This is a genomic window from Paenibacillus sp. FSL R7-0189, from assembly GCF_037969925.1.
Taxonomy (GTDB): Bacteria; Bacillota; Bacilli; order Paenibacillales; family Paenibacillaceae; genus Paenibacillus_AQ; species Paenibacillus_AQ odorifer.
The window spans coordinates 5,986,660-6,010,687 of sequence record NZ_CP150223.1; the positions used below are offsets into that span (position 1 = coordinate 5,986,660).

A 24,028-nucleotide genomic window follows, 5' to 3' on the forward strand; every position below is an offset into this window, starting at 1 on the left:
CCCCCCCCAAAAAAGTATCAAATCAAAATGTGTAACACAAAATGGGCAAAAAAAATAACCTGAATCCGAAAAATTCATTAGTAGACCCCATGAGTAGATATCCCTCGGATTCAGGTTATGTGTGATTCTTATTTCATTGCTTTTGCCAGCTCTGTGAAAATAACCCCAAGTGCATGAGCACCCGCATCTGGATAACCTATGCTACGTTCCCCCACTGTGCCGGCTCTTCCCATACGGGCAACGATTTCTATAGTATTTTTAGAACCTTGGACAGCTGCTTCCGCTGCTTTACTTGCCGCCACTTTGATATCGTCGCCTTGTTCTGCACTTTGGGTCCAGGCATCTGCAAACGGTACAAGCGCATCAATCAATGTCTTGTCTCCGACAACAGCCCCTCTGCCAAAAGATCTTTCACCCGTATCTTGAATCCCTTTGACAACAGCTTTCATCATATCAGCAAACTCCTGAATGGTCAGCTCTTCCTTCTGCTGAACATTTTTGCTTGCTGCGCGGAAGCCTGATCCCCAGATCGGTCCGGATGCTCCGCCGCAATATTCCATAATGACCATGGAACAGGCATCAAGGAACTCGCCGATATTAGTGAGATGATGAGCTAAAATATCCTCCCACTCGACTTTCAGCTGTTTAAAGCCCTTAGCTACACTCATCCCAAAATCGCCGTCTCCAGCGTGGGAGTCAAGCTCACAGAACGGAACTTCATTCTCAATAATAACCTGGCTCATTTGATCGAGCAGATAGACGATATTTTGCAAAGTAAACCGATTGTTCTTAATCACCGCTGCAGCAGCATCCGTATTATTCTTAAAGGATACATTGCTGTCTGCTTTCTCTTCCTGGATTACTTCAGTATAGTTCACAGGCTCAAAGGGGCCTTTAATCGACAAGGCTGGTGTATCACAAGGCGCAGATAACCATTTCTTCAGCGTCTCATCCAGCTTCATTATCGTCACCGATGCACCTGCCATGTCAATGCTGGTCATGTAGTTACCAACAAACACTTTAAACACTTGTTTATTCTTAGCAGTTAATTCGCGGATGACAGAATTGTTCAGCAAATATAACTCTTGCAGCGGGGTGCCGCCAAATCCATTAATTAATACGGCTACTTCCTCCTGCTTCTGATCATTCATTTGGAAGTTGTCTAGCAAAGAGGTAACCATTCGCTGTGCTAATTCATCTGCGGGTACAATTTTCTCCCTGCGTATTCCAGGTTCTCCATGGATGCCAACCCCGTATTCCATCTCGTTCTCTTCAATATGAAATGTCGGAGTACCTTTGGCAGGCACGGTACAAGAGGTATAGGCGAAGCCTATGCTGCGCATATGATCAATTGCATGTTGCGCCGCTTCTTTCACTTCTGCTAAAGACAATCCAGCTTCTGCTGCTGCTCCGGCTACCTTATGAACAAGCACTGTTCCGGCTACGCCTCTTCTCCCTACTGTATAAAGACTGTCTTCAACGGCAATGTCGTCGTCTACTTTGACATAATCCACTTCGATACCATCTTCAGTTGCTAGATGGGCCGCATTTTTAAAGTTCATGATGTCACCGCTATAATTCTTGATAATAAGCAATGAACCTTTGGTGCTTGCTGTGCGGCGAATCGCTTGATAAACCTGGATTTGGGATGGTGAAGCAAACACATCACCGCATACAGCTGCATCCAGCATCCCGGTTCCTACGAACCCGGCATGAGCCGGTTCATGCCCGCTTCCGCCACCACTGATCAGGGTAACTTTATCTTGATTAATCTCTTTCTTAGAAATCACTTTAAATTTCGGATCGAAATCCAGCTCGGGGTGCGCCAAGACAAGCCCGTTACACATTTCCCTAACCAGAGTCTCCGGCTTGTTTATGATTTTTTTCATCTTAAAACTCCTTACTTGATTTATATTGACGGCCTAATTGATCGGCTGCCATAATTGCTGATGCAACCGCATCCTCCGTAATTGGGAACGGCATCGAATGGATAGATTCCTCAGCAATGCAAGCTTTTTTAGCAACCTCAAGCAGTTCCTCATAGGTTACATGCTCAACACCAATATCCGCTAAGCAAACTGGGAGACCAATCGAAAGACAGAAGTCCAACACTTCTTTTAACTCAGTCCGGTCTGCGTTTTCAAGAACCAGTTGAGCAATCGTGCTGAAGGCTACCTTTTCACCATGATAATAATGATGAGTTCCTTCCAAAGCAGTTAACCCATTATGAATCGCATGAATCGCTGCCAAACCACCGCTTTCAAACCCAAGACCCGATAAAAGAATATTCGTCTCAATTATATTCTCCAAAGCTGGGGTTACGATATTCAGATCGCAAGCCTGCTTCGCCTTGAATCCATTCTCAAGCAATGTCTCATAGCAGAGCTTTGCAAGTCCCAACGCTGTTACTGTCCCTTTAGCTTCACCGCAAACCCCTTCACGAACTCCGCAAGGTAAACCTGCATTCACGTTGGAATACGAATTTGCAGTAGCTCTTGCTTCGAAATAGGTTGAAAGTGCATCTCCCATGCCTGCCACAAGAAATCTTGTAGGTGCATTGGCAATAACTGTTGTATCAATCATGACTACACTCGGGCTTTGCTTGAAATAAGCATAATCATCGAATTCACCTTCCGGAGTATAGAGCACCGCTGAGTGGCTTGTCGGAGCATCAGTTGCTGCTATCGTTGGAACGATAATCAGTGCTTCTCCTTCAGCTACACATTTTGCCGTATCAATCGCCTTACCTCCACCCAAGCCAATCGTACATGCACATTGATGCTCCTTGGCTAGCGCTTGTAATCTGGCGACTTCTTGTCTTGAGCATTCCCCGTGGAAGCCGCTTTCAACAAGAGTTATATTAAATTTCTGTTTAGTTGACTCCAGTTTGTCTTTCACACGTGTTACATCATCTGGATGGGCAATTAACAAAGCAGAATCACCAAAGGTTTTTACGAAGTAACCTAAGTTCAATAATTCATTCTCACCTTGTACATATTTCGTCGGACTGATAAATGCTCTTCTCATTTTTCGTTCCTCCTCAGTTGTTTATAGTTATCATTATAGATTGCTCTAATTTAAGAAACATGAAACAATAAAAGCTTATTAAAGCGTTTTCTTATCGTATTTTTTTGTCATAATCGTGAAAAATCGAACTTTCATGTCATTGTGTTGAATTATTCTGTATAATGTTCATTAAGATTCTATAACTTACATAGGAGAATTTTGTGATGTCAAAATCCCGGTTCAATCTAGAAGAAATTATTGATTTGAAGAAATGGGAAAAGCTCCAGGATTCCTTATCTCTTGTAACCAAAATGGCTATTCTTACTGTTGATTACAAGGGTGTTCCCGTGACCAAGCACAGCTATTGTCAGCCTTTCTGTCAAGGTGTGCGCCAGGACTCCCATCTCTCTCAATATTGTCAAAAATGTGATGCCCGCGCTGGAATTGAAGCGGTTCGCCAGAACAAACCGTTTATTTATTTATGTCATTTCAATATTATAGATATCGCGATTCCCATCATTATAGATAATCAATATCTAGGTGCAATTATGGCCGGACAGCTCAAGCTTCGTGAACCTGACGTGCCACAACTGGAGCAGATTGTCTCTCGGCCGCCGAATGTGGAGACGAACATGAAGTTTCAAACACTCAAAGAGGATTACCTGGCACTGCCTGTTTTATCCTACGATGAAGTAACAAAGTGTGTTGAGCTGCTGCTGCAGTTAAGTACCTATATCGTGGAGGAAGCCATTCAAAAGCATACTACCGTGGATTTGTACAAAAAGGTTCTGACCACCAATATAGAAGAACCCGCTTCTGCCGAAGCTATGGACGAATCAGACCGTACGTACCGAAAAATCCAATCCATACAGCAGGAGTTATCCGGGGCGTTGATCGAGACCAAATTAAAAAATGGTGTTCAAAAGTTCGTCTCAGCGAATTCTGTGCTTCAACCTGCTTTTAATTACATTTATACACATAAAAATGAGAATTTCAGCCTCAAAGAAATGGCTAAGCTTTGTCATATCAGCCCCAGTTATTTCAGCCGTATTTTCACAAAAGAAACTGGAGAGAATTTCTCCGTCTTCATTGCCAGACTCAAGATTGAATGGGCTAAGCAACTGCTGGAATCCACGGATTCCCCGATCAATCAAGTCAGTGATGATTTGGGCTTTTGCGACACGGGCTATTTCATTAAAACCTTCAAAAAATACGAGAACCTCACCCCGGCTGTATATCGGAATATGTATATGAGGCGATCAGCAAAAGAAACCCTCCGTTAATAAAATTAGCGAAGGGTTAGTTCCTCATTCCCACCAATGCTTCATTTCACTAAATCCTACATCCCATAACTTCACATTCCCTTTAAGGATAAAGGTTATTTCTTTTACGGTAACTAATGCCGTATTGTTGAGTTCAGCTTGGGAACTATATTGTTCACTGGATTGAAGGATCACGTTGCCATCAGCTATAATCATTAGTTCACTGCTAGAATTTTCATTTTCCGGGAATCCAAAGCTGAAATATAACGATACCTCTTTTTTATCACCCAAAGTATAGGTGTATTTTTTAATTTCTTCACCTTCACTGCTGTATAAATTCATTTTTGGTATTATATTTTCACCAGCGATAGTGAAACTGGGAAGATTATGCGTGATAGGCATGCTTCCCGTAAGCTTTTCCAACGTTTGTAATCCCTGCACAGGTCTTTCACTTTTCTTCAGAGTTAAATCAATGATCTCAGAGATTCCCATGATTCCAACCAATAGCACAACAACAGATAATGTCGAAGTAAAAAGCGATCTCCTGGTGATTTCCGGGGAAAATCCAATCTTATATGCACAAAATCCGATCATTGCCCCTAACGTATTGGAGATGACATCGGCTACATCAAAGGAACCTAAAAAAGTTAAAGCTTGAAGAGTTTCCAGCCCAAAAATTGTTAAGATAAACAAACAAATAAACTTCTTAAAATGTGTACGATACAGCAAAGGGAATAATACGCCAAAAGGAATAAAAGCAGCGATGTTCCCAAAGTCATAAACCCAAGAAAAGGATAGGTCAAAGAGATCAGGAAAAAGAAGCGGAACACTTTCAGGAATCAACATAAACGTGTATTCATACTGGCTTGTTGCATGCTCAACTCTATTGAAAGCAAAAAACAAAAAATATAAGATCAACAGTGTATACAAAATAGTTCCTATAATAAGGATCTTCCGTAATTTCACTCCCATAATAACTTCACAATTCCCTCCATATGTCGATGGAAATAGTATATCTCTCCAAGGTGACATTCCCGTGACACTGAAGGTGACGATTTAGTCATTCAAGGCTTATTTCGATAAAAAAGCCATCACCCTTAGTTTAAGGCCGATGACTTTTTGATACATGATATTTTATCTATTCGTGACTAGTTTCCAGTGCTGGCTAGCAGAACCTGTATTATTTGCTTGAATAATATTTGCACCCTCTGTCGTTGAACCCTGATCTACTGCCAGAACTTTTCCACTGTTACGATTAATAATATTGTAAAACTCACCTGAGGGTTCCAAAGTCCACTGATGGTCATTCGATCCGTTATCATTCCATTGAACACTTTGAGCACCGTTAGCTAATGAACCTCCTAAAATGCCCAGGTTTTTACGACTATTAGTATTGACCAGTTTCGTATAACCATCAGCTGTGCTGACTACAAACCAATTTTGGTCATATGATGAAATTCCGCTGGTCCACTGAACCGCCTTCCCTCCATCTGCCATCGAACCTTGATAGATTCCCAACACTTTACCACTGTTCTCATTAACCAATCGATAACTGTCCACCATAATATGTCCTTCATCTGGAACCAACTCCCACAGCTGATCAGTGCTGCCTGCATCAGCCTGCTGCATAACTTGGGCACCCTCTTCAGTAGAACCCTGCGCTATACCTAACGTCTGACCACTGTTACGATTAACAATCTTGTAGTAGTTACCAGAGGCTTGTAAAGTCCACTGCTGGTCATTGGAATTGTTTTCAGTCCATAATACGGCTTTAGCTCCATCAGTTGTTGATCCTTCTAATATTCCGGCGACCTTACCACTCTTTGCATTCACAATGGATTTGTAACCGTTAGGAGCATAACCACTTTCCGCAGTGGAAATGAGCCAATATTGATCCAAGGAATTAGTCCCACTGCTCCATTGCACGAGCGGATTGCCATTCGCAGTTCCGCCTTCCAATACACCTAAAGCCTTCCCACTCTTCACATTAATTAATTTGTAGTAACCTACGGACATATCACCGTATTTCACCGTGTTTTTCCCACTAAAAAATCCGGCTTGTGGGATAAATAAGCGGCCATTGCTAAGCGGCAGTAGTTGGCGGTTATACCCTGCGTCTACGGGTGGATTATATGGAACCCAGCTTCCGGATGCATCCACTCTAGAAGAGTTGATCAGCACTTCTTTTTTTCCTGCAACGTTTAATACGAGTCTCCCATCTCCCAAAGCAGAAATATAGGGACTTCCTCCGTACCCTACAAGAGTTCCTACTTCAGTTGGATTCCAGCTCTCAGGATCTGCTGAAATTTTCAAATAATTGGGCACGCCCGGGTATCCGACCATCTCATAGGTCATTGCGTAATTACCATTGCCCAGCTTAGCGATTGTAGGCATTCCTGGACGTAATTTACTGTCTGCAAATGCCACATCAGCTACCACAGGTCCCCAGTTCGTGCCCTCCAACGTAGTCTGATGAACTAACTTCTGGGCATGAGCAGGATCACGTTCATCTGAATAATAAACAATGAGTTTGTTGTTGTGAACCAAAAAGAAAGGCTCCCAAATGGGATCGTAACCAATATCGTTTCGTCCACCTTCAGCAATGGTGCTTACATATGTCCATGTTCTACCTAAATCATTGCTTTTATATAATTCCAAATTGGTAGCTGCTTTGTTGCTTGGCACAGAATTTCCTGCAAGAAGCATAGTACCCGCAGGCATGTTGCCTATAGATTGGGGGAGTTCAAACAATTCAGGGCAATTTAACATTCCCCAACCGTTTTGAGTATCCTCCACTTCTCCAACCTGATTCCAAGTGACACCATTGTCAACGCTTTCATAAATAGGGAAAACAGGTGTGGTATTAGAGGTTTGTTCAAATGTAGCATACATTTTATTATTGTTGATGCCACTATATTTAAGCTGGATTGCCCTAGGTGATAAAGCCCCATAGGATGGTGAATCTGCTGGTGGTACATATAAGACATTAGGTCCGAAAGCGTTTACAATATTACCATCAAAGCTAATCCCTGTGCCAACCACTGTCACTAAAACCAACAAAAAAGTCAAAACCTTTCTCAGTTCTCTTCTCAAAAGTAATTTCTCCTTTACTCTGGTTTTTTTAAACGAATACAGCTTCAATATAATTAATAAACGGATAAATGAGAATGTAATATCTCGACCGGATCATGCAATATGATTACTCAATTATCATCCCCTCAATAAAGTTTTGGAGTTAGATCTGGTTTATAAAATAAGGGTGCCCCTTAGCCTTTTCATGGCTTTTAGGGCACCCCTTGGATGTGCTATACAAATGTTAAATATCAAATTTATGTTTAGCGAGTCCTTCTACGATTTGGGGATCATTATGCGAGAAGAAAACACTCTGTTTCGTATCTAACGTAGCTATTGTCTCTAAATCTTTTTGGTTTAATTCGAAGTCAAAAATATTAAAGTTTTCGATGATTCGTTCTTTATGCGTAGACTTTGGAATAGCAATCACGCCTCTTTGAGTTAACCAACGTAAAACTACCTGAGCAACGGATTTCTGATATTTTTCAGCGATAGAAACTAATACTTCATTATTGAAAAGGTTGTTTCGTCCTTCCGCAAAAGGTCCCCATGACTCGATCTGCACATTCTTCTCTTTCATATAATTCGCACTTTCGATTTGCTGCTGAAAAGGATGTGTTTCAATCTGGTTGATTGCAGGTGTAATTTCATTGTGGCTAATCAAATCAATTAGACGATCCATTTGAAAATTGCTGACTCCAATCGCCTTGATCTTACCCTCACGGTACAATTCCTCCATAGCACGCCAGGAACCATATACATCACCAAATGGCTGATGAATTAAATATAAATCTAAATAATCCACTTGTAATCGATCGAGCGATTTGGCAAATGCTTTCTTAGTACGCTCATAACCGGCATCCTGAATCCAAAGTTTAGTAGTAATAAATATTTCTTCTCTTGGTACACCACTGCGTTTGATGGCTCTACCGACGGCTTCTTCATTTTGGTAAGCTGCTGCAGTATCAATCAGGCGATAGCCTGCCATAATAGCTTCATAAACGCTCTGCTCGCATTCGCTAGCATCATTCATTTGATAGACACCAAAACCAAGGATAGGCATCACTACACCATTGTTCAGAGTTACTGTTTGCATATGAAATCCTCCTATTTACATGTTCTGTGATTAAGATTACAATAATTAGCCTAACAGGTTCGAGTAACACGAAGTCAAGCGATGCTGAGTTCTTTTCGCATCCATTTTCAAGGAGGAATTACAATGTATACTGTGAAGGAAGTTGCCAAACTACTGGGTTTGACTGAACATACCATCCGTTATTATACGGATAAGGGTTTAGTTCCAACGATACAACGGGACAAAAATAACATTCGTCTTTTTGATGATGACTCCATTAATTGGCTAACAGGTGTAAAATATCTCAAACAATGTGGGATGTCAGTAGAAGACATTAAAAGCTATGTAGACTTGTGTTTAATAGGCGATTCTACCATCCACGATCGTTATCAAATCATAATGGAGTATAAAGCCGCTGCTGCAGCTCAGTTGGAAGAGGCCAAACTTAAAGTCAAATATATGGAAGACAAAGCCAATCATTATCTAGATATTATCAATCAGGTAATCCCGGATGACACGAATCCAGCTAAATGGACAAAATCATGAACAAGAGGCAGATGAACAACTTTTGATTATCAAAGGTTGTTCATCTGCCTCTTAACTTGTTAGGAATCTACTTTTCTTCTTGATGTGATATCTATTCATTGTGATAAAGGACGAATTCGTATTTATTCCCCGTTAGTTGATCATTATAAAATACAATTTTACGGTTCAGTACATCTAAGTTTTGTTGCAATGCCTTAATTTCTTGTTCCACTTGTTGCTTACGCTGTTCAAGTAAATTTTTCCGTTCAGGAATTGTCTCGTCCCCCATAGCCCGCCACTCGGTATATTGCTTCAATTCTGCCATCGTCATTCCTGAATCTTTTAAATGAAGTAAAAATTGAACCCAACCTATATCCTGATCTGTATATTCGCGTAAATTATTGTCACTTCGATGTGGAGTAAGTAATCCTTCCATTTCGTAATATCTGAGCGTGCTCTTGTTAACACCGACGATTTCTGCAAATTCTCCAATGGAATAAGGCATGATCCCCACCTCCATTTCTAATTTTGTTTCTATCCAAAGGATATACTTAAACTAATAAAAAACCAAATGTCGGAGTATGAATCCATTTTTATGGCTTGCCTTAAAGTGTACTTTAAGGTCTATACTTCATTTTGAAGCAGTTAATTTCGTTTTATGTAGGGTGGCCTAAAGCTTGGTCGGCATTTAATATTGCCAAAGAAATTTATAAAAATTAAACGAAAGAGGTTTTTTATTATGGCTAATGAGCAACTAAGCAACAGTACTATCTTTCCACTCGGACAAAAGGTTGAAGCTAATTTTATAGGTGATGCATACTTGCAGATGATTTATACTGACGCGACACCTTTGAATGCGCCTATTGGGAACGTAACCTTTGCCCCGGGAGCTCGCAATAACTGGCACTCCCATAAAATCGGACAAGTATTATTAGTTACCGGTGGTGAGGGTTGGTATCAAGAAGAAGGCAAACCAGCTCAATTCCTCCAAACCGGGGATGTTGTGAATATTCCAGCGAACGTAAAACATTGGCATGGTGCTACAAAAGACAGCTGGTTTGTTCACTTAGCCATTTCACCCGGAGAAACAGAATGGTTAGAACCTGTTGATGGTAAGCTTTATAATCAATTGTAAAAAAACGCATCGGGTCTATGGACTCGATGCGTTACTTTTCTATATCGTCTTTTTGAGAAAACTAAACTCTATTGCTCAAGAAATTGGTAAACTGCCATCATCTCTTGTTTATTCAACTCACGAATACGATTGAAAATTGGAATATCAGCTACAGCCTCAATGTTTAAGCTTTTAGAAACAACGTCACTTATTTTACCCGTTAGCCAAGTTTGCACATCTATACCTTCAACGACTTCCTTACGCCCTTCATCATTGATGCCACTCGCATAACAACTTACACAAGGAATCGTTAATTTATATACGCCATCATGAAGTCCATCTTCCGAAATAACTTTTTTCCCTTTACAGAATGGACATGGATGGCTTGCTTTAATCTTATTAATTAAGGTGACGATTTTTTTGTAACCAAACGCTTCATAGACATAAGTCAGCTTTTTATATTTTCCATTAGTGAAATACTTATCTATGATATTTTCTCTTGTTTCGTGGATATTGGCAAAATCACAGATGGTAATCCGGTTTTTCCTGCTGATGGATTCGATACTGCTGCTAATGCTGTTCCAGAATGGCAAGGCATTTTGTAACACCATTTCATATTGCGCAAAACTTCCTAACTCTAGTTCAAGCATTTTTAGAGCGACTTGTGTTTCCCTGGGTAATAGAGAGACCTCTTCTGTCAAAACCATATCTCCGCCCACGATGGCTTTCATTTTTTCTAGTACCTGTAATTCACCAACGGTGCTAATGACTTGATCAAGGGGCATCCCAATAAGCTCGCGAATATCAGTGTCGCCGAATTTAAGCTTTTTATGATGATTTAACACCGTTCCTTGACAGATTGGACAAGTAATCATTTTTTTGGACGCTTTAATATGCTCTTTAATAATTGATTTCGAAATGACCATATAGTTCCCGATAATGGTATTAAAGCCTTCCCAAGTTCTCGAGGCTTTAGCTGCTTTATCATAGAAGGACTTTTCCCAATACCCGTATAAAAAGGTGTGTTTTTCAGCTTCTGTCATCTCATTATAACTTTTGCTAATATCTTGTCCGAGCTCATTCTTTAACTCATCAAAGATGAATTTTATTTTTGGTAATTGATAGAATTTCAGAATCTCCATCGCATCTGGATGTAATGAGCCGTCCCAAAAGGGGACGTTCTTGTCCTGAAGTACAATATCAAAATCAAATTCTTCAATCACACGGCGGCCCTTACAGCTTGGACAATGATTGTCTGATTGATAGAAATCAAAGCTTTTTGTATCCTTATTAGTGGGATGCGCTGCCACAATATGGTTGATCAGTCCACCCATTTCATAAAGGAAAGTAAACTGACTATACAAGTGTCGTTCCAGATCAATGGCGATGACAGGTGCAATCGTATCCGATTCATATTCACCATAAATCAGGCGGGCCATGGAGGATAAGCTTTTTAATATGCCACCTTTATAGATGTTCTCTGCATTTTTAAAATAGGCGATCTGATCTTCTTTTAAATAGGCAATTCCATTTTGTTGCTGGAGTGTTGAAGAAATGTGCGCAGGCGCCACGCTATCTGCACTGTTTTGTTGACGATAATAATCATCATGACTGAGAACATCAAGATGCTCCACAGGTGCAAGCTGTCTTTTGCCAAAATCAACGATAAAATCAGAGTTATCTAACATATAAGAATTATGTTCAATCATGATTATGGAGACAGATTCATCCTGCAAAATGTCCCTAATGCTGTCAATGAATTGATTTAAAATATTTTGTGATAAACCTTTGGAAGGCTCGTCAAAAATAAAAAGTGTATGTGGATTTCTTGAGCCCGCAAACAGCTCAGAAACTAAATGGACACATTGAAATTCACCCGTGGATAAGGACTGTGTTTTTCGCTCCAACGTCAAATAACCAAGTCCAAGCTTGATCAATAAGCTTAGTCTTTTATGAGCAATGTCCTCATTTGGCAGTTCAACAATAATATCTTCAATCGAGCGCTCAAAAATATCATCAATATCCTCACTGTATTTTGTCAGTTTCCTTTTAATATCAAGAAAAGTGGCAACGGTCGAGCGACTGGTAATCGACTGATTTCGATCTTGCCCTACGATCACCAGCTTATCTTTGGAATAACGCTTTAGAAAATCTTTGACCATACATTCATTAACCAGCGTAGATTTACCACATCCGGACTCACCTGTAAAAGTTACCAACCTATTTTGGGGAATCTGAATCTCGGCCATTTGAATATTACGACAATAAAGATCATGAAATTGATAATATTCTGCAGGTGCTGCCTGATTTAGTTCTCTATTGATGGGCTCAGGACGTGGTGATTCCTCAACAATTTTCCCGCCATATTTGCCACTGCCAGGTCCAAAGAACAAGTGTTTATCCGCTGTGTCCAGCACCGTGTCAGAATGGTCAATGAGCCAAATTTGATTTTTATATCCCAATTGTTTAATCTCCGCTAAAATCTTCAATAGGGTTTGGTGATCGAGACCCACGGAGATTTCATCAATGATAATCACGGTATTTTCACTTGTTGCCATGAATTCTGCCAAGTAAAGTCGTGTTAATTCTCCGCCTGACAATGTACCCATAATACGATTTAATGTTAAATAACCAATATTCATATTGATTATATTTTTCAGGATTTGTTGTTTACCCTCACTTATCTTAAGCTTTTCTGCTAGTTTAAAAATGGTTTCGATGCTAAAGTCGTTTAGATCGGAAATACTCTGTGCTTGATCCAATAATTCAATTTTATATTGTTCAGCTGCTTGATTGTAGCGTTTTCCTTGACACTTTTTACACTCGATATTTTTTGTAGTTCCACGCCCCTTACAATCAGGACACCAACCTAATTCATTATTAAATGAAAAAACCTCTGGAGAGAGATTATATTGTTCAGCAAGAGTGACACGGATTTCAGTAAACACACCTGTATGTGTGCCAATGGTTGACCGAGGATTTGAAGATATGGATGACCTACCAAGAAAAAGAACAAGGGGCATTGCTTCCATTTTGATCGCACTGAAATTAGTCTCCATAATATTGGGGAATAAATACTGGTATTCAGCTTTTGGCAATAAGGAAACGAGACGTTTTTTTGATTCTTCCCCAATCGTTTGACAAAAAGTTGTTTTACCAGATCCAGACAAACCAGCAATTCCTAACGACTCATCCACTGGCAGTACCGTTTCTAATCTGTTAATATTGTTCGCAATTAATTGATTTATTTTCATAGTATGCTCATCTCATCTCCATTCTCTTCATCTAGTATTGCCATGATTTATTCCATTAAAAAGGGCACTTTCCTTGTTCCAGAAAAGCGCCCTATTCTTGAATTACAATTCTGCTAATACCTTTTCGAGCTGACCACCCATATTTGTCCAAGCATATTTAGCACCTTCGATGGCTCCTTGGCGGGCTTTCGTCTCTTCACTAAATCCTGATTGATCTAGATGGAGATTAACCTTCCCCTCTGAATCTTGACTCACAGTCCAAGTAACAGTAGTACTTTCTCCCGCACTATTCCAAGTATAAGATAACGTATGAGGCTCATCCACGACGAGTACTTCGCTATCTACAATTCCATCCCACCATTCATTTGGCTCAGCACGGAATTGAAATTTATGACCAACGACGGGTTTAAAATCATTACTCCAGATCCATTTCGCAAGCGTATCCGAATCCGTTAAAGCATTCCATACCTTCTCGATCGAACTTGTAAATTGAAAATCTAATGATACATCTGGTTTCATAGTTATTCCTCCAATATAAGTTTTAATTTATCAATTCTTTGCTTCCAGAATCCTTCATAAAAAGATACCCAATCTTGAATTTCTTTCAAAGGATTGGCATTCAACCGATACCTCGTCTCTCTGCCAACCTTTCGAGCAATTACGAGACCAGTATCTTTAAGTATATTTAAATGCTTCGAAACGGCTGTACGACCCATTTCAAAATGAATCGTTATCTCATACAGAGGTAATTCATCAACATCAGCCAGAATTTGAAGAAGTTTTCGTCTTGTTGGATCCGCAACAGCGTCATAAACATCCCTCACTTGACTATTGTCGCTCACAACCACCCCCACCTTTTCCGTAATATTTCCTGTAATGTCACCGAGTATCCATCAATATTACCTAATAGGACACTATTTGGTGTCTGATTGATTATAAGACACCAAATGGTCACATGTCAACAATCCAGTGAAAAAAAGCATTACCAAAAAGCAAGTCCAGCTTAGGACTGCTCCTGATAATGCCTCCAGATGAATCATTTCGTTTTACGATTTAATAATTAATCTAATTGTTCTCCATTAGTAGCGATAACATTTTTATACCAATAAAATGATTTTTTCTTCGAACGTTTAAACGACCCGTTTCCTTTATCATCCAGATCGACGTGAATAAAGCCATAACGCTTTTTCATTTCACCCGTTCCAGCAGAAACAATGTCTATGCAGCCCCAAGGTGTGTAACCTATCAGATCCACATGATCAATTTCGATAGCGTTTTTTATTTCTTTGATATGATTTTTTAAGTAGTCGATACGTTCATCATCATTGATACTACCATCTTCTTCAACCTTATCTATGTTGCCCATTCCATTTTCAACAATAAACAGAGGTTTTTGATAGCGATCATATAGCTCATTTAATACAAAACGCAGACCTTTTGCATCGATTGGCCAACCCCACGGTGTTGCTTTAAGATACGGGTTAGGCGAACCTTGTTGCCCACCAGTTGTTGTTGTGTTAGGTGAAAAACGATCAAATACAGTTGTACGGTAATAAGAAAACGCTAGAAAATCGGAAGTATACTGTCTTAGGATCTCTTCATCACCAAACTCTGTTTTTAACTCGAAATTATATTCATCAAAAATGGCTTGTGCATAATTTGGATAATAGCCTCGTAAAATTACATCTGAGAAAATTAACGCTTTTCTTCTGAATTCATAGGCCCCAAAAACATCATCTGGATGACATGTTGCTGGATAGATCCCTGATAATGCCAACATAGCTCCCATTTTAAAGTCAGGATTAATCGTTCGTGCCAGTTTATTAGCTAAAGCCGAAGCAACCATAAGATGATGGATAGATTGTAATTTGTCACCTGCATCAGCGAGGGGAGTTTCGCCTTGATTAGAATGGGTTCCTTCCTTGATATTATTTGAAGCTAACCCCAAAGTCCAATAGCCGCCAAGCACATTTACTTCATTAATAGTGACCCAATATTTCACTTTGTTTTTCCAACGCACAAATATAGTTTCGGCGAATCTTAAATAGAAATCAATTAGCTTACGGTTGGTCCAGCCCCCATACTTATCAGCCAGATTAAGAGGCATATCAAAATGCAATAATGTTACCAGAGGTTCAATGCCGTATTTCAGCAATTCATCTATAACATTGTCATAAAACTCCAGTCCCTTTTCATTAGCTATTTCATCATCACCATTTGGAAAAATTCGCGTCCAAGAAATGGATAATCGATAAACTTTAAATCCCATCTCCGCAAATAAAGCAATATCTTCTTTGTAATGATGGTAGAAATCCGTCGCATTATGACTTGGATAATAATATCCTTCTTTTAAAATGCCTTTAGCTCCGATTGGTATGCAGGCACCTTGTCCAATTACTCCTTCGCGGCCATCGGGAAATTGATAAAATATTTTGCGCGGAGAATCTTTTGTGCCATCAGTCATCAGATCAGAAACGGCTAATCCTCGACCTCCTTCATTGTAACCACCTTCATATTGATTAGCTGCAGTTGCACCACCCCATAAAAATCCCTGTGGAAATCCCATGCTGTTACCTCCTTCTTTTTACTCAATCTAATTTTTTGCTACTACGCTAAAACGCTTTCAGTTTCATTACTACGGCTATCCTGTTCTTCTTTATATTTCTGGTTATCTAAAACTTTGAAGAACGGGAAGTAGATAAGAATCGCTACCACGAAATTAACCAGCTGCAAGACAATTCCCGAGATACTTTGCGTTACTAAATATCCTGAAATAAATATCGGCGTTGTTGGAGGTGGCAATGCTCCGATTGGTTTGGCCACGATTCCTAAAGACATGGATAGATATGCGAGCAGAACAGTAACGATTGGAGTGATGAGAAACGGAACTAACATAATCGGATTCAATACAATCGGTAGTCCGAATAGAACGGGTTCATTAATGTTGAATAAGCTTGGTCCAATACCTATTCGTCCTATTTGCTTCATCTGCTTACTTTTGGAGAACAGGAACATTAAAACAACTAGACTTAGCGTGGTACCTGCGCCACCTATCCAGATAAAGAATTTGAATTCTGCAGTAGCGATATTCTCAAGAGGCATGCCTGCAGAGAGTGCAGAGGCATTGGCTGCTGACAGCTGAAGCCAGACGGGCAACATAATGGTGCTGCCGATAATAGAAGAACCGTGCAGACCTACAGCCCACAATAAATTGGCAAGTAAGAAAACAATAATAGTTCCTACTAAGCTTGTCCCAACAGCAGTTAAAGGTTCTTGAAGAAGTTGTGCCACAATTTTGTGAACGCTCTCAAAAGAGGTGAAGTTCTCAACGAGCAAACGAATCGCGACAACGCTCATGACTGCTACAAACCCCGGAATTAGGGCTGTAAAAGATCTCGCAACTGTTGGCGGAACTCCGTCCGGCATTTTGATAACAATATCCTTTTGGACAATCTTGCGGAATATTTCTGTTGTCAAAACGGCAATGATCAATCCTACGAACAATCCTTGGCTAGTGAAATAAACAACATTCACCGCTGTGGTAGTCACATTATCTACCGTAAAGGTTGAATTAGGTGTGATAATAAAGAACGAACATAAGGCTACTATCCCAGACGATAGCGGATCGACTTTATAACTCTCTGCTAATCGGTATGCCACGCCAATAGTAGCAATTAAAGCAATTAGGTTAAATGTGCCACCGTAGGGATACAACAAGGCAGTTTTGATACCTGGATGAGCAGTTAAATAATCTAAATAGGCTGGAATGGGCAGATAAGCTAGTATTAAGAATACTGAACCAATAATTATAAATGGGATAGTCAAGACCATCGCATCACGGAGTGCAGATAAGTGCCTTTGTGCAGCTATTTTCCCCGCAACAGGCATTACCTTTTCTTCTAAGAAGTCCGTTATTTTCATATGTGCTACACTTTCCTTTCTTGAAAGGGGTATTTTGCAGCGTTAATTTATTTATTTCGCACGCTTATATAGTTCAATCATTTCTGTAACAAGCAGAGAAATGGTTTCTACACTCATTAGTTGATCTTCAGCATGAACAAGAATCAGTGAGAATTGAAGTTGTTCTCCATTTGCTTCTCTTTTGATTAATGATTTATGCATTTTATGGCCTTCTCTAAAAAATTGCTTTGATTCTTCTAACTTTTCTTCCGCTCCTTTAAAATCCCCCTCTTTTGCTGCATAAAGCGCCTCCATTACTGAGCTTTTAGCTGCGCCAACGTTGCTTATGATGTTAAATGCTACAGTATAGTATTCCTCTTTCACTTCATCTACCATTACTTACCGCTCCCTTCGTCTCTCTCTATTTGCTTAATTGCTTATTTGCTCTCAATTATCTTTAATGCTTGTTCTAGTACTTTTTCGCCGTTCATCATACCGTAATGCAGCATATCAATCGCTTCAATCGGAATATTTTTACCGACCAGTTTAGCTTCTAATTGTTTTTTCATAAATTTCACTTGAGGACCTAATAGGATGACGTCTACGTTTTTTTCTTGTAACGTAAGTTCAATTTCAGTAACTGGTTTCGCGAAAATATTAGCTTGTATTCCTTTTTCCTCAGCGGTCTTTTGCATTTTAGTTACTAATAAACTTGTACTCATCCCTGCATTACACGCTAACATAATTGTATTCATTATTGTTCTCCCCCTTAAATACTGTTGTATTTACTAACAACCTCAGTTTATCGCTAAACAGCTTTCTTTTTAAGCGAACCTTTTTCCAAAAACAATAGGAAACGTTTGCAGTGTAAAAACGCAGATTCATTTCAGTAACTCTAAGATTTCTTCCGCAGAATCTTTAACAAGAATTTGCTCAACGATCTCTTTATCTTCAATAAGCGAACCAAGTTTCTTATACATGCTATCTAGATCGCCACTATTTCCTTCTTTTATATTTAACAGACATATTAACTGCACCATCTGCTTATCATTCCAACGAATAGGCCGCTTTAACGTACATAACGTCCAAAAGGTTTCTTTCGTTACGGGAGTAGTTGGATGAGGAATGGCCACCAGATTACCAAAGCTTGTTGGAGCCAGTTCCTCCCTTTCTAATACTAAAGATTCATAATGGTCGGGAACAAGACCTTGCTTAATCAGCTCACTACTTAAAAAATGAATAACACTTTCCTTTGTTGTTAATTCTTTTTTCACGAATATCCGGTAAGGATCAAGATAAATATGAGCTTCTCCCGGCTGTTCTGAAGAAGATAAGAGATTCCTGATCTGATCCAGATCCGTATCGTCTAGAAAGGTTTTTACTACATGGACAGGTATTCCTATATTTTCCTTGATAGGGATTGTACTGATGACTAAATCTATCGAGGATAGATCGGTTTCTGCTAATTTATAATAGCTAATTGTATTTACAACATGAATCTTGTTTTCGAATAGATTGATTAAACGGTAATAAAGTAATTTTGCACTTCCGACACCTGAGGCACATACAAGAATAACTCTTTTGACCTTTTTATTTTTACTTTTCATTCTTTCTAAAGCAGCACCAATGTGTAAAGCAATAAAAGCCACCTCATGTTCCCCAACTTCTAAATCTAAAAAGTTGTTAATACACTTGCTGGCTATAAGAGCTCCTTCAAAAGCCGCCGGAAAATTTATTTTAATTTCTTTTAACAAAGGATTTCGAATATTCATTTTATACCTGATTCTGTTCATCGCAGGCCTGATATGAAGGGTCAGAGCTTGAATAAATTCAACGTCACCATTAAAATCCCAATTAGATTCGTTTTTTAATCTATTCAGTATACATCTTACAATGGTTCCCACTTCATCCAGCTTACTGTACTCTGACAAACTTTCTTTTGGAAGCAACTTCGTACCCACCAAATGGATAATAACATAGTTGATCTCCGAATCAGGAAACTCTAGTCCGGTAAAGTCTTCTATTTCTTTAACAATTTCTTGGCTCACTATTTTTTCAAAAGGATAATCTTCTTTTAGATGTACTGAAGGATTATCAATTAGAAAGCCCTCTTCAATTCTCTTGCAAGCTATAATTAAATGGATGGCAAGGTTATCTAAAGAAATATCAGATATTTCGATTTTGTAGTTGTTTACTTTATCAACGATTATTTCCTTTACTTTTTTGTATGTATCTTTATCAAATAAACTAGAGCTCACGTGAGTTGGATCGAGTTCTTCTTCTCTTTTGTATAAATAATTGGACAAACATATTCGTTTCATAAATTCATCCCCCTCTATATACAAGCCGTAATGGGGGCGGTTTACTATACTCAGGTTGTAATTTTCCAGTATTTTACGCACTTCTTTTAAATCATTTTGTATTGTGGATTTAGAAACAAACATCTCATCTTCAATCGTCGCTAATTTGATATAGTTATTTTTCAACAAAAAACGGTTCAACAAATAAAAGACCCTATTGTCTTGTTCAGAAAAGTCAATCGTAGTATAACTGATCTTATCACTTGTTAAATCACCAAATTCCTGATGAAATAGATTTATATCAGTAATTTTTGCTGCGAAGCCTTTCCCACGAATCAATTCTATTTTCAGGCCTAATACGGAAGATATATTTTGTAGTTCCTTTAAATCATTACGGATCGTTCGATCGCTAACATTCAGTTCCTTAGAAATCCATGCAGCTGTGACAGGTTGATTAGAATTAATTAAGTATAAAAGTATTTCTTTTTGCCGTTTTGAAAACAATTCTATCCCTCTTTCTTATCCAGAGTATGAATATGAGCTAATATTAACTGAAGCATACATTTACATACATTTGCTCATTTTTTTATATCGGTTACAATATCACTTCCTAAGAAAATTTGATAGTGTTCTTACAGTACCAAACGAAACAGGCGTCCTCATTTAAGAAGACACCTGTTTGAATTTCAGCCAGCTTATCGAGTCATAGGCAATGATTTTGCGGGTTAACTCAACTTCTGCTGTAGTATAATTGCTAGTTCTTCTGCTGAATCCCACACAATAGGACGAATATCCTTAAGCTGTACAAAAAGTTTATCCGCCTCAATACTGTTTACGGTCCATAATACGGGTATGTTTAAACCAAGTGCATATCCCGCCGAAAAATACACCTCTGGGGATTGGCCCGTTAAATCTGCGATAATCAGTTTGCTTTCTGCGATTTGATCCAACTCGTATTTTTCACCGTTCTGAGTTTTCGTATGTGTTAATAAGCGCGGAAGAAAACCACACTGCTCTATTTTGGGCAATAACTTCTCCAGCCATGTTGTAGACAAATTTTCTTCATCCGACACGAGCACGAGGCAAGGTTTTAGTTTCTTACCTCCAGCGCTTTCCGCAGCTTCATTCCAGCCGGTTTCAGTAAGCTTAAAGGTCATGCCTTCCCTGATCAAAAGCTGATCACTTATCAACTTGTCTATGATGTATACCAGCTCTTGCAGATTGGGAGAATACGTCAAGTTATAGCTGCTAGAGAGGGGTTGAATGACAACCGCTTCCCCCGGACCTTCAGAATGTCTATATAAATATTGCAGTAGGCGGTTTCCTTTATCTTCAATGTTCACAGGTATTTTTGGTGAATTTACAATGGACTCTAAATCTTCAGCAGATATAGTGATCTTTTCATCACAATCAGTCAGCTCACGTATGTAAGCCGATACTACATGCAGCATGTCGCGTTTCTTTTGATGCGGGAGCGAATTAATGGGTTCGTAGCTGTCTCTACGTAGACTATAAAACCCGCCTGGTGAACAAGAACAGCCTATATATCTATCGTTATCGCCTTCTGGTTCAATGGAAACAATCTCATCACAGAACAAACAGTGTTTCTTAATCATGACAACTCTTCACCTCTTATTAAGTGTTAGCCTCTACCTTACCAAGATTTTTTTGAAAAGTAGACAAGAAGATATTTCCTGTAGCAGGTTATCCCAAGGCGTACACGTAATATTTCGAGGCTCGAATGTAGATTTTATTCAATAAAAAACCGACATAGGAATCAGCTGTAAACTGAACCTTCTGTCGGTTAATATAGGCTTGGAGCAGGCATTTAGGATTGAGATAAACCTTCTATAACTTTATCAATATTCCATTTGATCATTTTAATGTATGTGTCGCCCTCTTCGCCTTTCTTAGCTAAAGAATCGGTGAAAATCTTAGAATGTATCGGTACTCCCGTTTCATTTGCGATAGTTTCCATTGTTTTTGGATTTACGCTAGTTTCCAGAAATAATGCAGGCACTTGATTTTCATCAATGATCTTAATTATGTTTTTCATTTGTTCTGGCGTTCCTTGACTATCCGTATTGATCTCCCAGATAAAAGCCGATTCAAATCCGTAAGCTTTAGAAAAATATTTGAATGCTCCTTCACTGGTAACAAGGATACGTTTCTCTTGTGGAATTTTTTCGACTGCTTCTTTTGCATATTGATCCAATTCATTCAGTTTCTTAACATATTCTGATTGATTATTAAGATAAAATTCTTTGTTGTCGGGATCTTTTTCGATTACACGTTTAGTGATAATATCTACATATTTTATTGAATTCTGAATATCCAGCCAGGCATGAGGATCAACCTGAGTTTCTTTGCCTTTTTCTGTTAGGTACATTGGAGATACTTCATCTGAGACTGCAAAAGCAACATCCTTTTTATTAGTCACATCTAGAAGATCTTGAAACCACCCCTTACCTGTTTCTAGGTTCAAACCGTTATAAAACACTAAATCTGCGCTAGAAACCTTACTTGTATCCTTGGGTAATGGATCGTACATATGCGGATCTGTTCCGATGGGTACCATACTGTAAACTTCAGCTTTCTCCCCTACAATGTTTTCGGTCATATCAGCGATAATGGAGTATGTTGCAACAATCTGCAGCTTATCATGGTCTGCATCTCCTTCACTAACCTTTGAGCATGCGGTAAGAAGTACGATAAACATTGTCAAAGAGAGTATTTTTATGGTCTTCATCTTTGTTTCAACCCTTTCCTGAAAAAATTATTTTTTGGTGAGATTATAAATGAAATTCCGAACATGCTTACGCCGACCAGAACAATCGTGGCACTTGTAGGTAAATTGAATTTAAAGCTTACAATTACACCTATAATCCCGGATACAGCGCCGATTGTAGAAGCTAGGATAATCATGTGGAACAGCTTATTCGTCCAGAGATAGGATGTAGCAGCCGGAATAACCAGCATTGCAATCACAAGCACAATTCCTACTTGAGATAACGAAGATACGGTAACTACAGATAGGAGCATCATCAATAAATAATGATAGAACCCTGTTTTTAACCCATAGGCTTTGGAAACAACCGGATCAAATGAACTCATTAAAAGCTCTTTATACAGCAATGAAATGATGGCAATAACAACAAGCATAATAATAAAGGATTGCATTAACTCCGACTGTGGGACGGCCAGAATATTACCAAATAGAATGTGAGTTAGATCAAGCCCGCTTTTGGCGAAAGTAATTAGGACAATGCCTAGCGCAAAAAATGAGCTAAGAATAATGCCAATAGAAGTGTCACTTTTAATATTGCTGCGACTTGTTATAAATTGAATGAGAACTGCTGCTAATAGTCCAAACAGTGAAGCTCCAAGAAGGATGTTGATTCCTAAGATATAAGATAACGCCACCCCGGGTAACACCGCATGTGATAACGCATCTCCCATTAATGACATCTTTCTGAGCACAATAAAGCTTCCTAAAACCCCTGATACAATTCCAAGAATGATAGCAGATAATCCCGCGTTAAGTGCATATATTGGAATGTTTAATACCCCTGAGAAATAATCAATCATGATCTGTCGCCCCCATCCCTTTGATCACCAGATTACCTAAGGAGGCACCATAGGCGCTGAGGATATTCTCTGGCGTAAAGGTGTCTTTAACGTCACCAAAAGCAATTAATTTCTTATTGAGAATGATGACTTTGTCAAAATATTCTTCGACCTCATGCAAATCATGATGTACGATGAGTATGGTTTTTCCTTCTTCGCGAAGTTGTTTAAGCAGCTTTACAATGATTTTTTCACTGACTAGATCTATGCCAACAAAAGGTTCATCTAAAAAAAATACATTTGCTTGTTGTGCAAGCGCCCTGGCGATAAAAACTCTTTGGAGTTGTCCCCCGGACAGATTGCTAATTTGTTTATTTGCAAGATCACTTATATCCACCATCGCCATACATTCCTCGACTCTTTGCCGCTCTGTTTTTCCGGGACGCTGGAAAATTCGCAAATTTGGGTAAGTTCCAGTCAGCACTGTATCCCTCACCGTGATTGGAAAAGAAAGATCAATGTCATTTTTTTGCGGCACATATGCGATCTTCCGTTTGTACTCAGAAATATCTTTTCCCTCCACCATAACTGATCCTGTTCTCTTCTTTATCACCTCTAACAAAGACTTGATAAATGTAGATTTCCCGGCACCATTTGGCCCGATAATTCCGATTGCATACCCAAAGGGAATATCAATATTCACATTTTCTAGTGCAGAATTACCGAAATAATCTACGTTTAGGTTTCTGATTTCAATCATAAAAAAAACTCCTTATCTCGGTTAAGTTCATATGTAGCACTGTTCTGCTCACCCTGTTAATTTATTTCCTAATAGAAACAATGATTCCTTCGATCCAATTTGTTTCCCTCGGTAAACATTTATTCTTATATACAATATATTTACCCAAGGGCAATATGTCAACAACAATCCTTAAATCAACAAAAAAAAGAAC

General features: G+C 39.1%; 21 protein-coding genes. 3 read left to right on the top strand and 18 right to left on the bottom strand.

Annotated elements, in window-relative coordinates; all coding sequences use genetic code 11:
- Positions 1-128: 128 nt before the first annotated feature.
- Positions 129-1,889 carry a dihydroxyacetone kinase subunit DhaK gene (gene dhaK, locus MKY63_RS26200; protein WP_339810366.1) on the bottom strand — a complete coding sequence of 587 codons (1,761 nt, stop codon included), beginning with the start codon at positions 1,887-1,889 and terminating at the stop codon, positions 129-131.
- Position 1,890: 1 nt separating this feature from the next.
- Complete coding sequence (locus MKY63_RS26205) at positions 1,891-3,027, bottom strand: glycerol dehydrogenase (RefSeq protein ID WP_076274491.1); 1,137 nt, start codon at positions 3,025-3,027, stop codon at positions 1,891-1,893.
- A gap of 203 nt (positions 3,028-3,230) precedes the next feature.
- Here MKY63_RS26205 and MKY63_RS26210 point away from each other — a divergent pair, with 203 nt between their 5' ends.
- Positions 3,231-4,289 (top strand): PocR ligand-binding domain-containing protein, encoded by a 1,059-nt coding sequence (locus MKY63_RS26210; RefSeq protein WP_339810368.1) that lies wholly within the window; start codon positions 3,231-3,233, stop codon positions 4,287-4,289.
- Between the two features lie 24 nt (positions 4,290-4,313).
- Here MKY63_RS26210 and MKY63_RS26215 read toward each other — a convergent pair whose 3' ends face one another.
- From MKY63_RS26215 to MKY63_RS26225, 3 genes are all read right to left on the bottom strand, one after another.
- Positions 4,314-5,300, bottom strand: a complete 987-nt coding sequence (locus MKY63_RS26215) for a VanZ family protein (protein ID WP_339810370.1) — start codon at positions 5,298-5,300, stop codon at positions 4,314-4,316.
- A 102-nt stretch (positions 5,301-5,402) separates the two neighbouring features.
- The gene (locus MKY63_RS26220; protein WP_339810372.1) at positions 5,403-7,361 is read right to left on the bottom strand and encodes an RICIN domain-containing protein; all 1,959 of its coding nucleotides are present in this window, start codon (positions 7,359-7,361) and stop codon (positions 5,403-5,405) included.
- Between the two features lie 223 nt (positions 7,362-7,584).
- On the bottom strand, positions 7,585-8,436 hold the full coding sequence (locus tag MKY63_RS26225) for an aldo/keto reductase (RefSeq protein ID WP_076274487.1): 852 nt from the start codon (positions 8,434-8,436) through the stop codon (positions 7,585-7,587).
- 123 nt (positions 8,437-8,559) lie between these two features.
- Between MKY63_RS26225 and MKY63_RS26230 the strand changes: the two genes are divergently transcribed.
- Positions 8,560-8,961, top strand: a complete 402-nt coding sequence (locus MKY63_RS26230) for a MerR family transcriptional regulator (RefSeq protein ID WP_339810375.1) — start codon at positions 8,560-8,562, stop codon at positions 8,959-8,961.
- Between the two features lie 91 nt (positions 8,962-9,052).
- Here MKY63_RS26230 and MKY63_RS26235 read toward each other — a convergent pair whose 3' ends face one another.
- Positions 9,053-9,445, bottom strand: coding sequence for a MerR family transcriptional regulator (locus MKY63_RS26235; RefSeq protein WP_339810377.1), 393 nt, complete (start codon positions 9,443-9,445; stop codon positions 9,053-9,055).
- Between the two features lie 234 nt (positions 9,446-9,679).
- Between MKY63_RS26235 and MKY63_RS26240 the strand changes: the two genes are divergently transcribed.
- Entirely contained in the window at positions 9,680-10,075 is a 396-nt protein-coding gene (locus MKY63_RS26240; RefSeq protein ID WP_036677849.1) for a cupin domain-containing protein, read from the top strand.
- Positions 10,076-10,143: 68 nt separating this feature from the next.
- On the opposite strand, the gene MKY63_RS26245 is transcribed toward MKY63_RS26240, so the two are convergent.
- From MKY63_RS26245 to MKY63_RS26300, 12 genes are all read right to left on the bottom strand, one after another.
- Positions 10,144-13,308 (bottom strand): ATP-binding cassette domain-containing protein, encoded by a 3,165-nt coding sequence (locus tag MKY63_RS26245; protein WP_339810381.1) that lies wholly within the window; start codon positions 13,306-13,308, stop codon positions 10,144-10,146.
- Between the two features lie 102 nt (positions 13,309-13,410).
- Positions 13,411-13,827 (bottom strand): SRPBCC domain-containing protein, encoded by a 417-nt coding sequence (locus MKY63_RS26250; RefSeq protein WP_036677852.1) that lies wholly within the window; start codon positions 13,825-13,827, stop codon positions 13,411-13,413.
- Positions 13,828-13,829: 2 nt separating this feature from the next.
- The gene (locus MKY63_RS26255) at positions 13,830-14,150 is read right to left on the bottom strand and encodes a metalloregulator ArsR/SmtB family transcription factor (RefSeq protein WP_339810383.1); all 321 of its coding nucleotides are present in this window, start codon (positions 14,148-14,150) and stop codon (positions 13,830-13,832) included.
- Between the two features lie 218 nt (positions 14,151-14,368).
- Positions 14,369-15,874 carry a family 1 glycosylhydrolase gene (locus MKY63_RS26260; protein ID WP_076105687.1) on the bottom strand — a complete coding sequence of 502 codons (1,506 nt, stop codon included), beginning with the start codon at positions 15,872-15,874 and terminating at the stop codon, positions 14,369-14,371.
- Between the two features lie 41 nt (positions 15,875-15,915).
- Complete coding sequence (gene celB / locus MKY63_RS26265) at positions 15,916-17,229, bottom strand: PTS cellobiose transporter subunit IIC (RefSeq protein WP_076105686.1); 1,314 nt, start codon at positions 17,227-17,229, stop codon at positions 15,916-15,918.
- A gap of 51 nt (positions 17,230-17,280) precedes the next feature.
- Positions 17,281-17,604, bottom strand: a complete 324-nt coding sequence (locus MKY63_RS26270) for a PTS lactose/cellobiose transporter subunit IIA (RefSeq protein WP_076105685.1) — start codon at positions 17,602-17,604, stop codon at positions 17,281-17,283.
- Between the two features lie 41 nt (positions 17,605-17,645).
- A complete protein-coding gene (locus MKY63_RS26275; protein WP_076105684.1) occupies positions 17,646-17,963 on the bottom strand; it encodes a PTS sugar transporter subunit IIB in 318 nt (105 codons plus the stop codon).
- Positions 17,964-18,089: 126 nt separating this feature from the next.
- Positions 18,090-20,012, bottom strand: coding sequence for a BglG family transcription antiterminator (locus MKY63_RS26280; RefSeq protein ID WP_339810385.1), 1,923 nt, complete (start codon positions 20,010-20,012; stop codon positions 18,090-18,092).
- 221 nt (positions 20,013-20,233) lie between these two features.
- A complete protein-coding gene (locus MKY63_RS26285; RefSeq protein WP_339810387.1) occupies positions 20,234-21,124 on the bottom strand; it encodes a hypothetical protein in 891 nt (296 codons plus the stop codon).
- 212 nt (positions 21,125-21,336) lie between these two features.
- Positions 21,337-22,257: a metal ABC transporter substrate-binding protein gene (locus MKY63_RS26290; protein ID WP_076099247.1), complete on the bottom strand. Its 921-nt coding sequence runs from the start codon at positions 22,255-22,257 to the stop codon at positions 21,337-21,339.
- Positions 22,254-23,096: a metal ABC transporter permease gene (locus tag MKY63_RS26295; protein ID WP_339810389.1), complete on the bottom strand. Its 843-nt coding sequence runs from the start codon at positions 23,094-23,096 to the stop codon at positions 22,254-22,256. The genes MKY63_RS26290 and MKY63_RS26295 overlap by 4 nt, the downstream gene beginning before the upstream one ends.
- On the bottom strand, positions 23,089-23,832 hold the full coding sequence (locus tag MKY63_RS26300) for a metal ABC transporter ATP-binding protein (protein ID WP_283160366.1): 744 nt from the start codon (positions 23,830-23,832) through the stop codon (positions 23,089-23,091). The genes MKY63_RS26295 and MKY63_RS26300 overlap by 8 nt, the downstream gene beginning before the upstream one ends.
- Positions 23,833-24,028: the final 196 nt, after the last annotated feature.

Bases quoted from the DNA above. Each gene is read 5' to 3' on its own strand.
- dhaK (WP_339810366.1), bottom strand. From the start codon at position 1,889: ATGAAAAAAATCATAAACAAGCCGGAGACTCTGGTTAGGGAAATGTGT.
- MKY63_RS26205 (WP_076274491.1), bottom strand. From the start codon at position 3,027: ATGAGAAGAGCATTTATCAGTCCGACGAAATATGTACAAGGTGAGAAT.
- MKY63_RS26210 (WP_339810368.1), top strand. From the start codon at position 3,231: ATGTCAAAATCCCGGTTCAATCTAGAAGAAATTATTGATTTGAAGAAA.
- MKY63_RS26215 (WP_339810370.1), bottom strand. From the start codon at position 5,300: ATGTCACCTTGGAGAGATATACTATTTCCATCGACATATGGAGGGAAT.
- MKY63_RS26225 (WP_076274487.1), bottom strand. From the start codon at position 8,436: ATGCAAACAGTAACTCTGAACAATGGTGTAGTGATGCCTATCCTTGGT.
- MKY63_RS26230 (WP_339810375.1), top strand. From the start codon at position 8,560: ATGTATACTGTGAAGGAAGTTGCCAAACTACTGGGTTTGACTGAACAT.
- MKY63_RS26235 (WP_339810377.1), bottom strand. From the start codon at position 9,445: ATGCCTTATTCCATTGGAGAATTTGCAGAAATCGTCGGTGTTAACAAG.
- MKY63_RS26240 (WP_036677849.1), top strand. From the start codon at position 9,680: ATGGCTAATGAGCAACTAAGCAACAGTACTATCTTTCCACTCGGACAA.
- MKY63_RS26245 (WP_339810381.1), bottom strand. From the start codon at position 13,308: ATGAAAATAAATCAATTAATTGCGAACAATATTAACAGATTAGAAACG.
- MKY63_RS26250 (WP_036677852.1), bottom strand. From the start codon at position 13,827: ATGAAACCAGATGTATCATTAGATTTTCAATTTACAAGTTCGATCGAG.
- MKY63_RS26260 (WP_076105687.1), bottom strand. From the start codon at position 15,874: ATGGGATTTCCACAGGGATTTTTATGGGGTGGTGCAACTGCAGCTAAT.
- celB (WP_076105686.1), bottom strand. From the start codon at position 17,229: ATGAAAATAACGGACTTCTTAGAAGAAAAGGTAATGCCTGTTGCGGGG.
- MKY63_RS26270 (WP_076105685.1), bottom strand. From the start codon at position 17,604: ATGGTAGATGAAGTGAAAGAGGAATACTATACTGTAGCATTTAACATC.
- MKY63_RS26275 (WP_076105684.1), bottom strand. From the start codon at position 17,963: ATGAATACAATTATGTTAGCGTGTAATGCAGGGATGAGTACAAGTTTA.
- MKY63_RS26285 (WP_339810387.1), bottom strand. From the start codon at position 21,124: ATGATTAAGAAACACTGTTTGTTCTGTGATGAGATTGTTTCCATTGAA.
- MKY63_RS26290 (WP_076099247.1), bottom strand. From the start codon at position 22,257: ATGAAGACCATAAAAATACTCTCTTTGACAATGTTTATCGTACTTCTT.
- MKY63_RS26295 (WP_339810389.1), bottom strand. From the start codon at position 23,096: ATGATTGATTATTTCTCAGGGGTATTAAACATTCCAATATATGCACTT.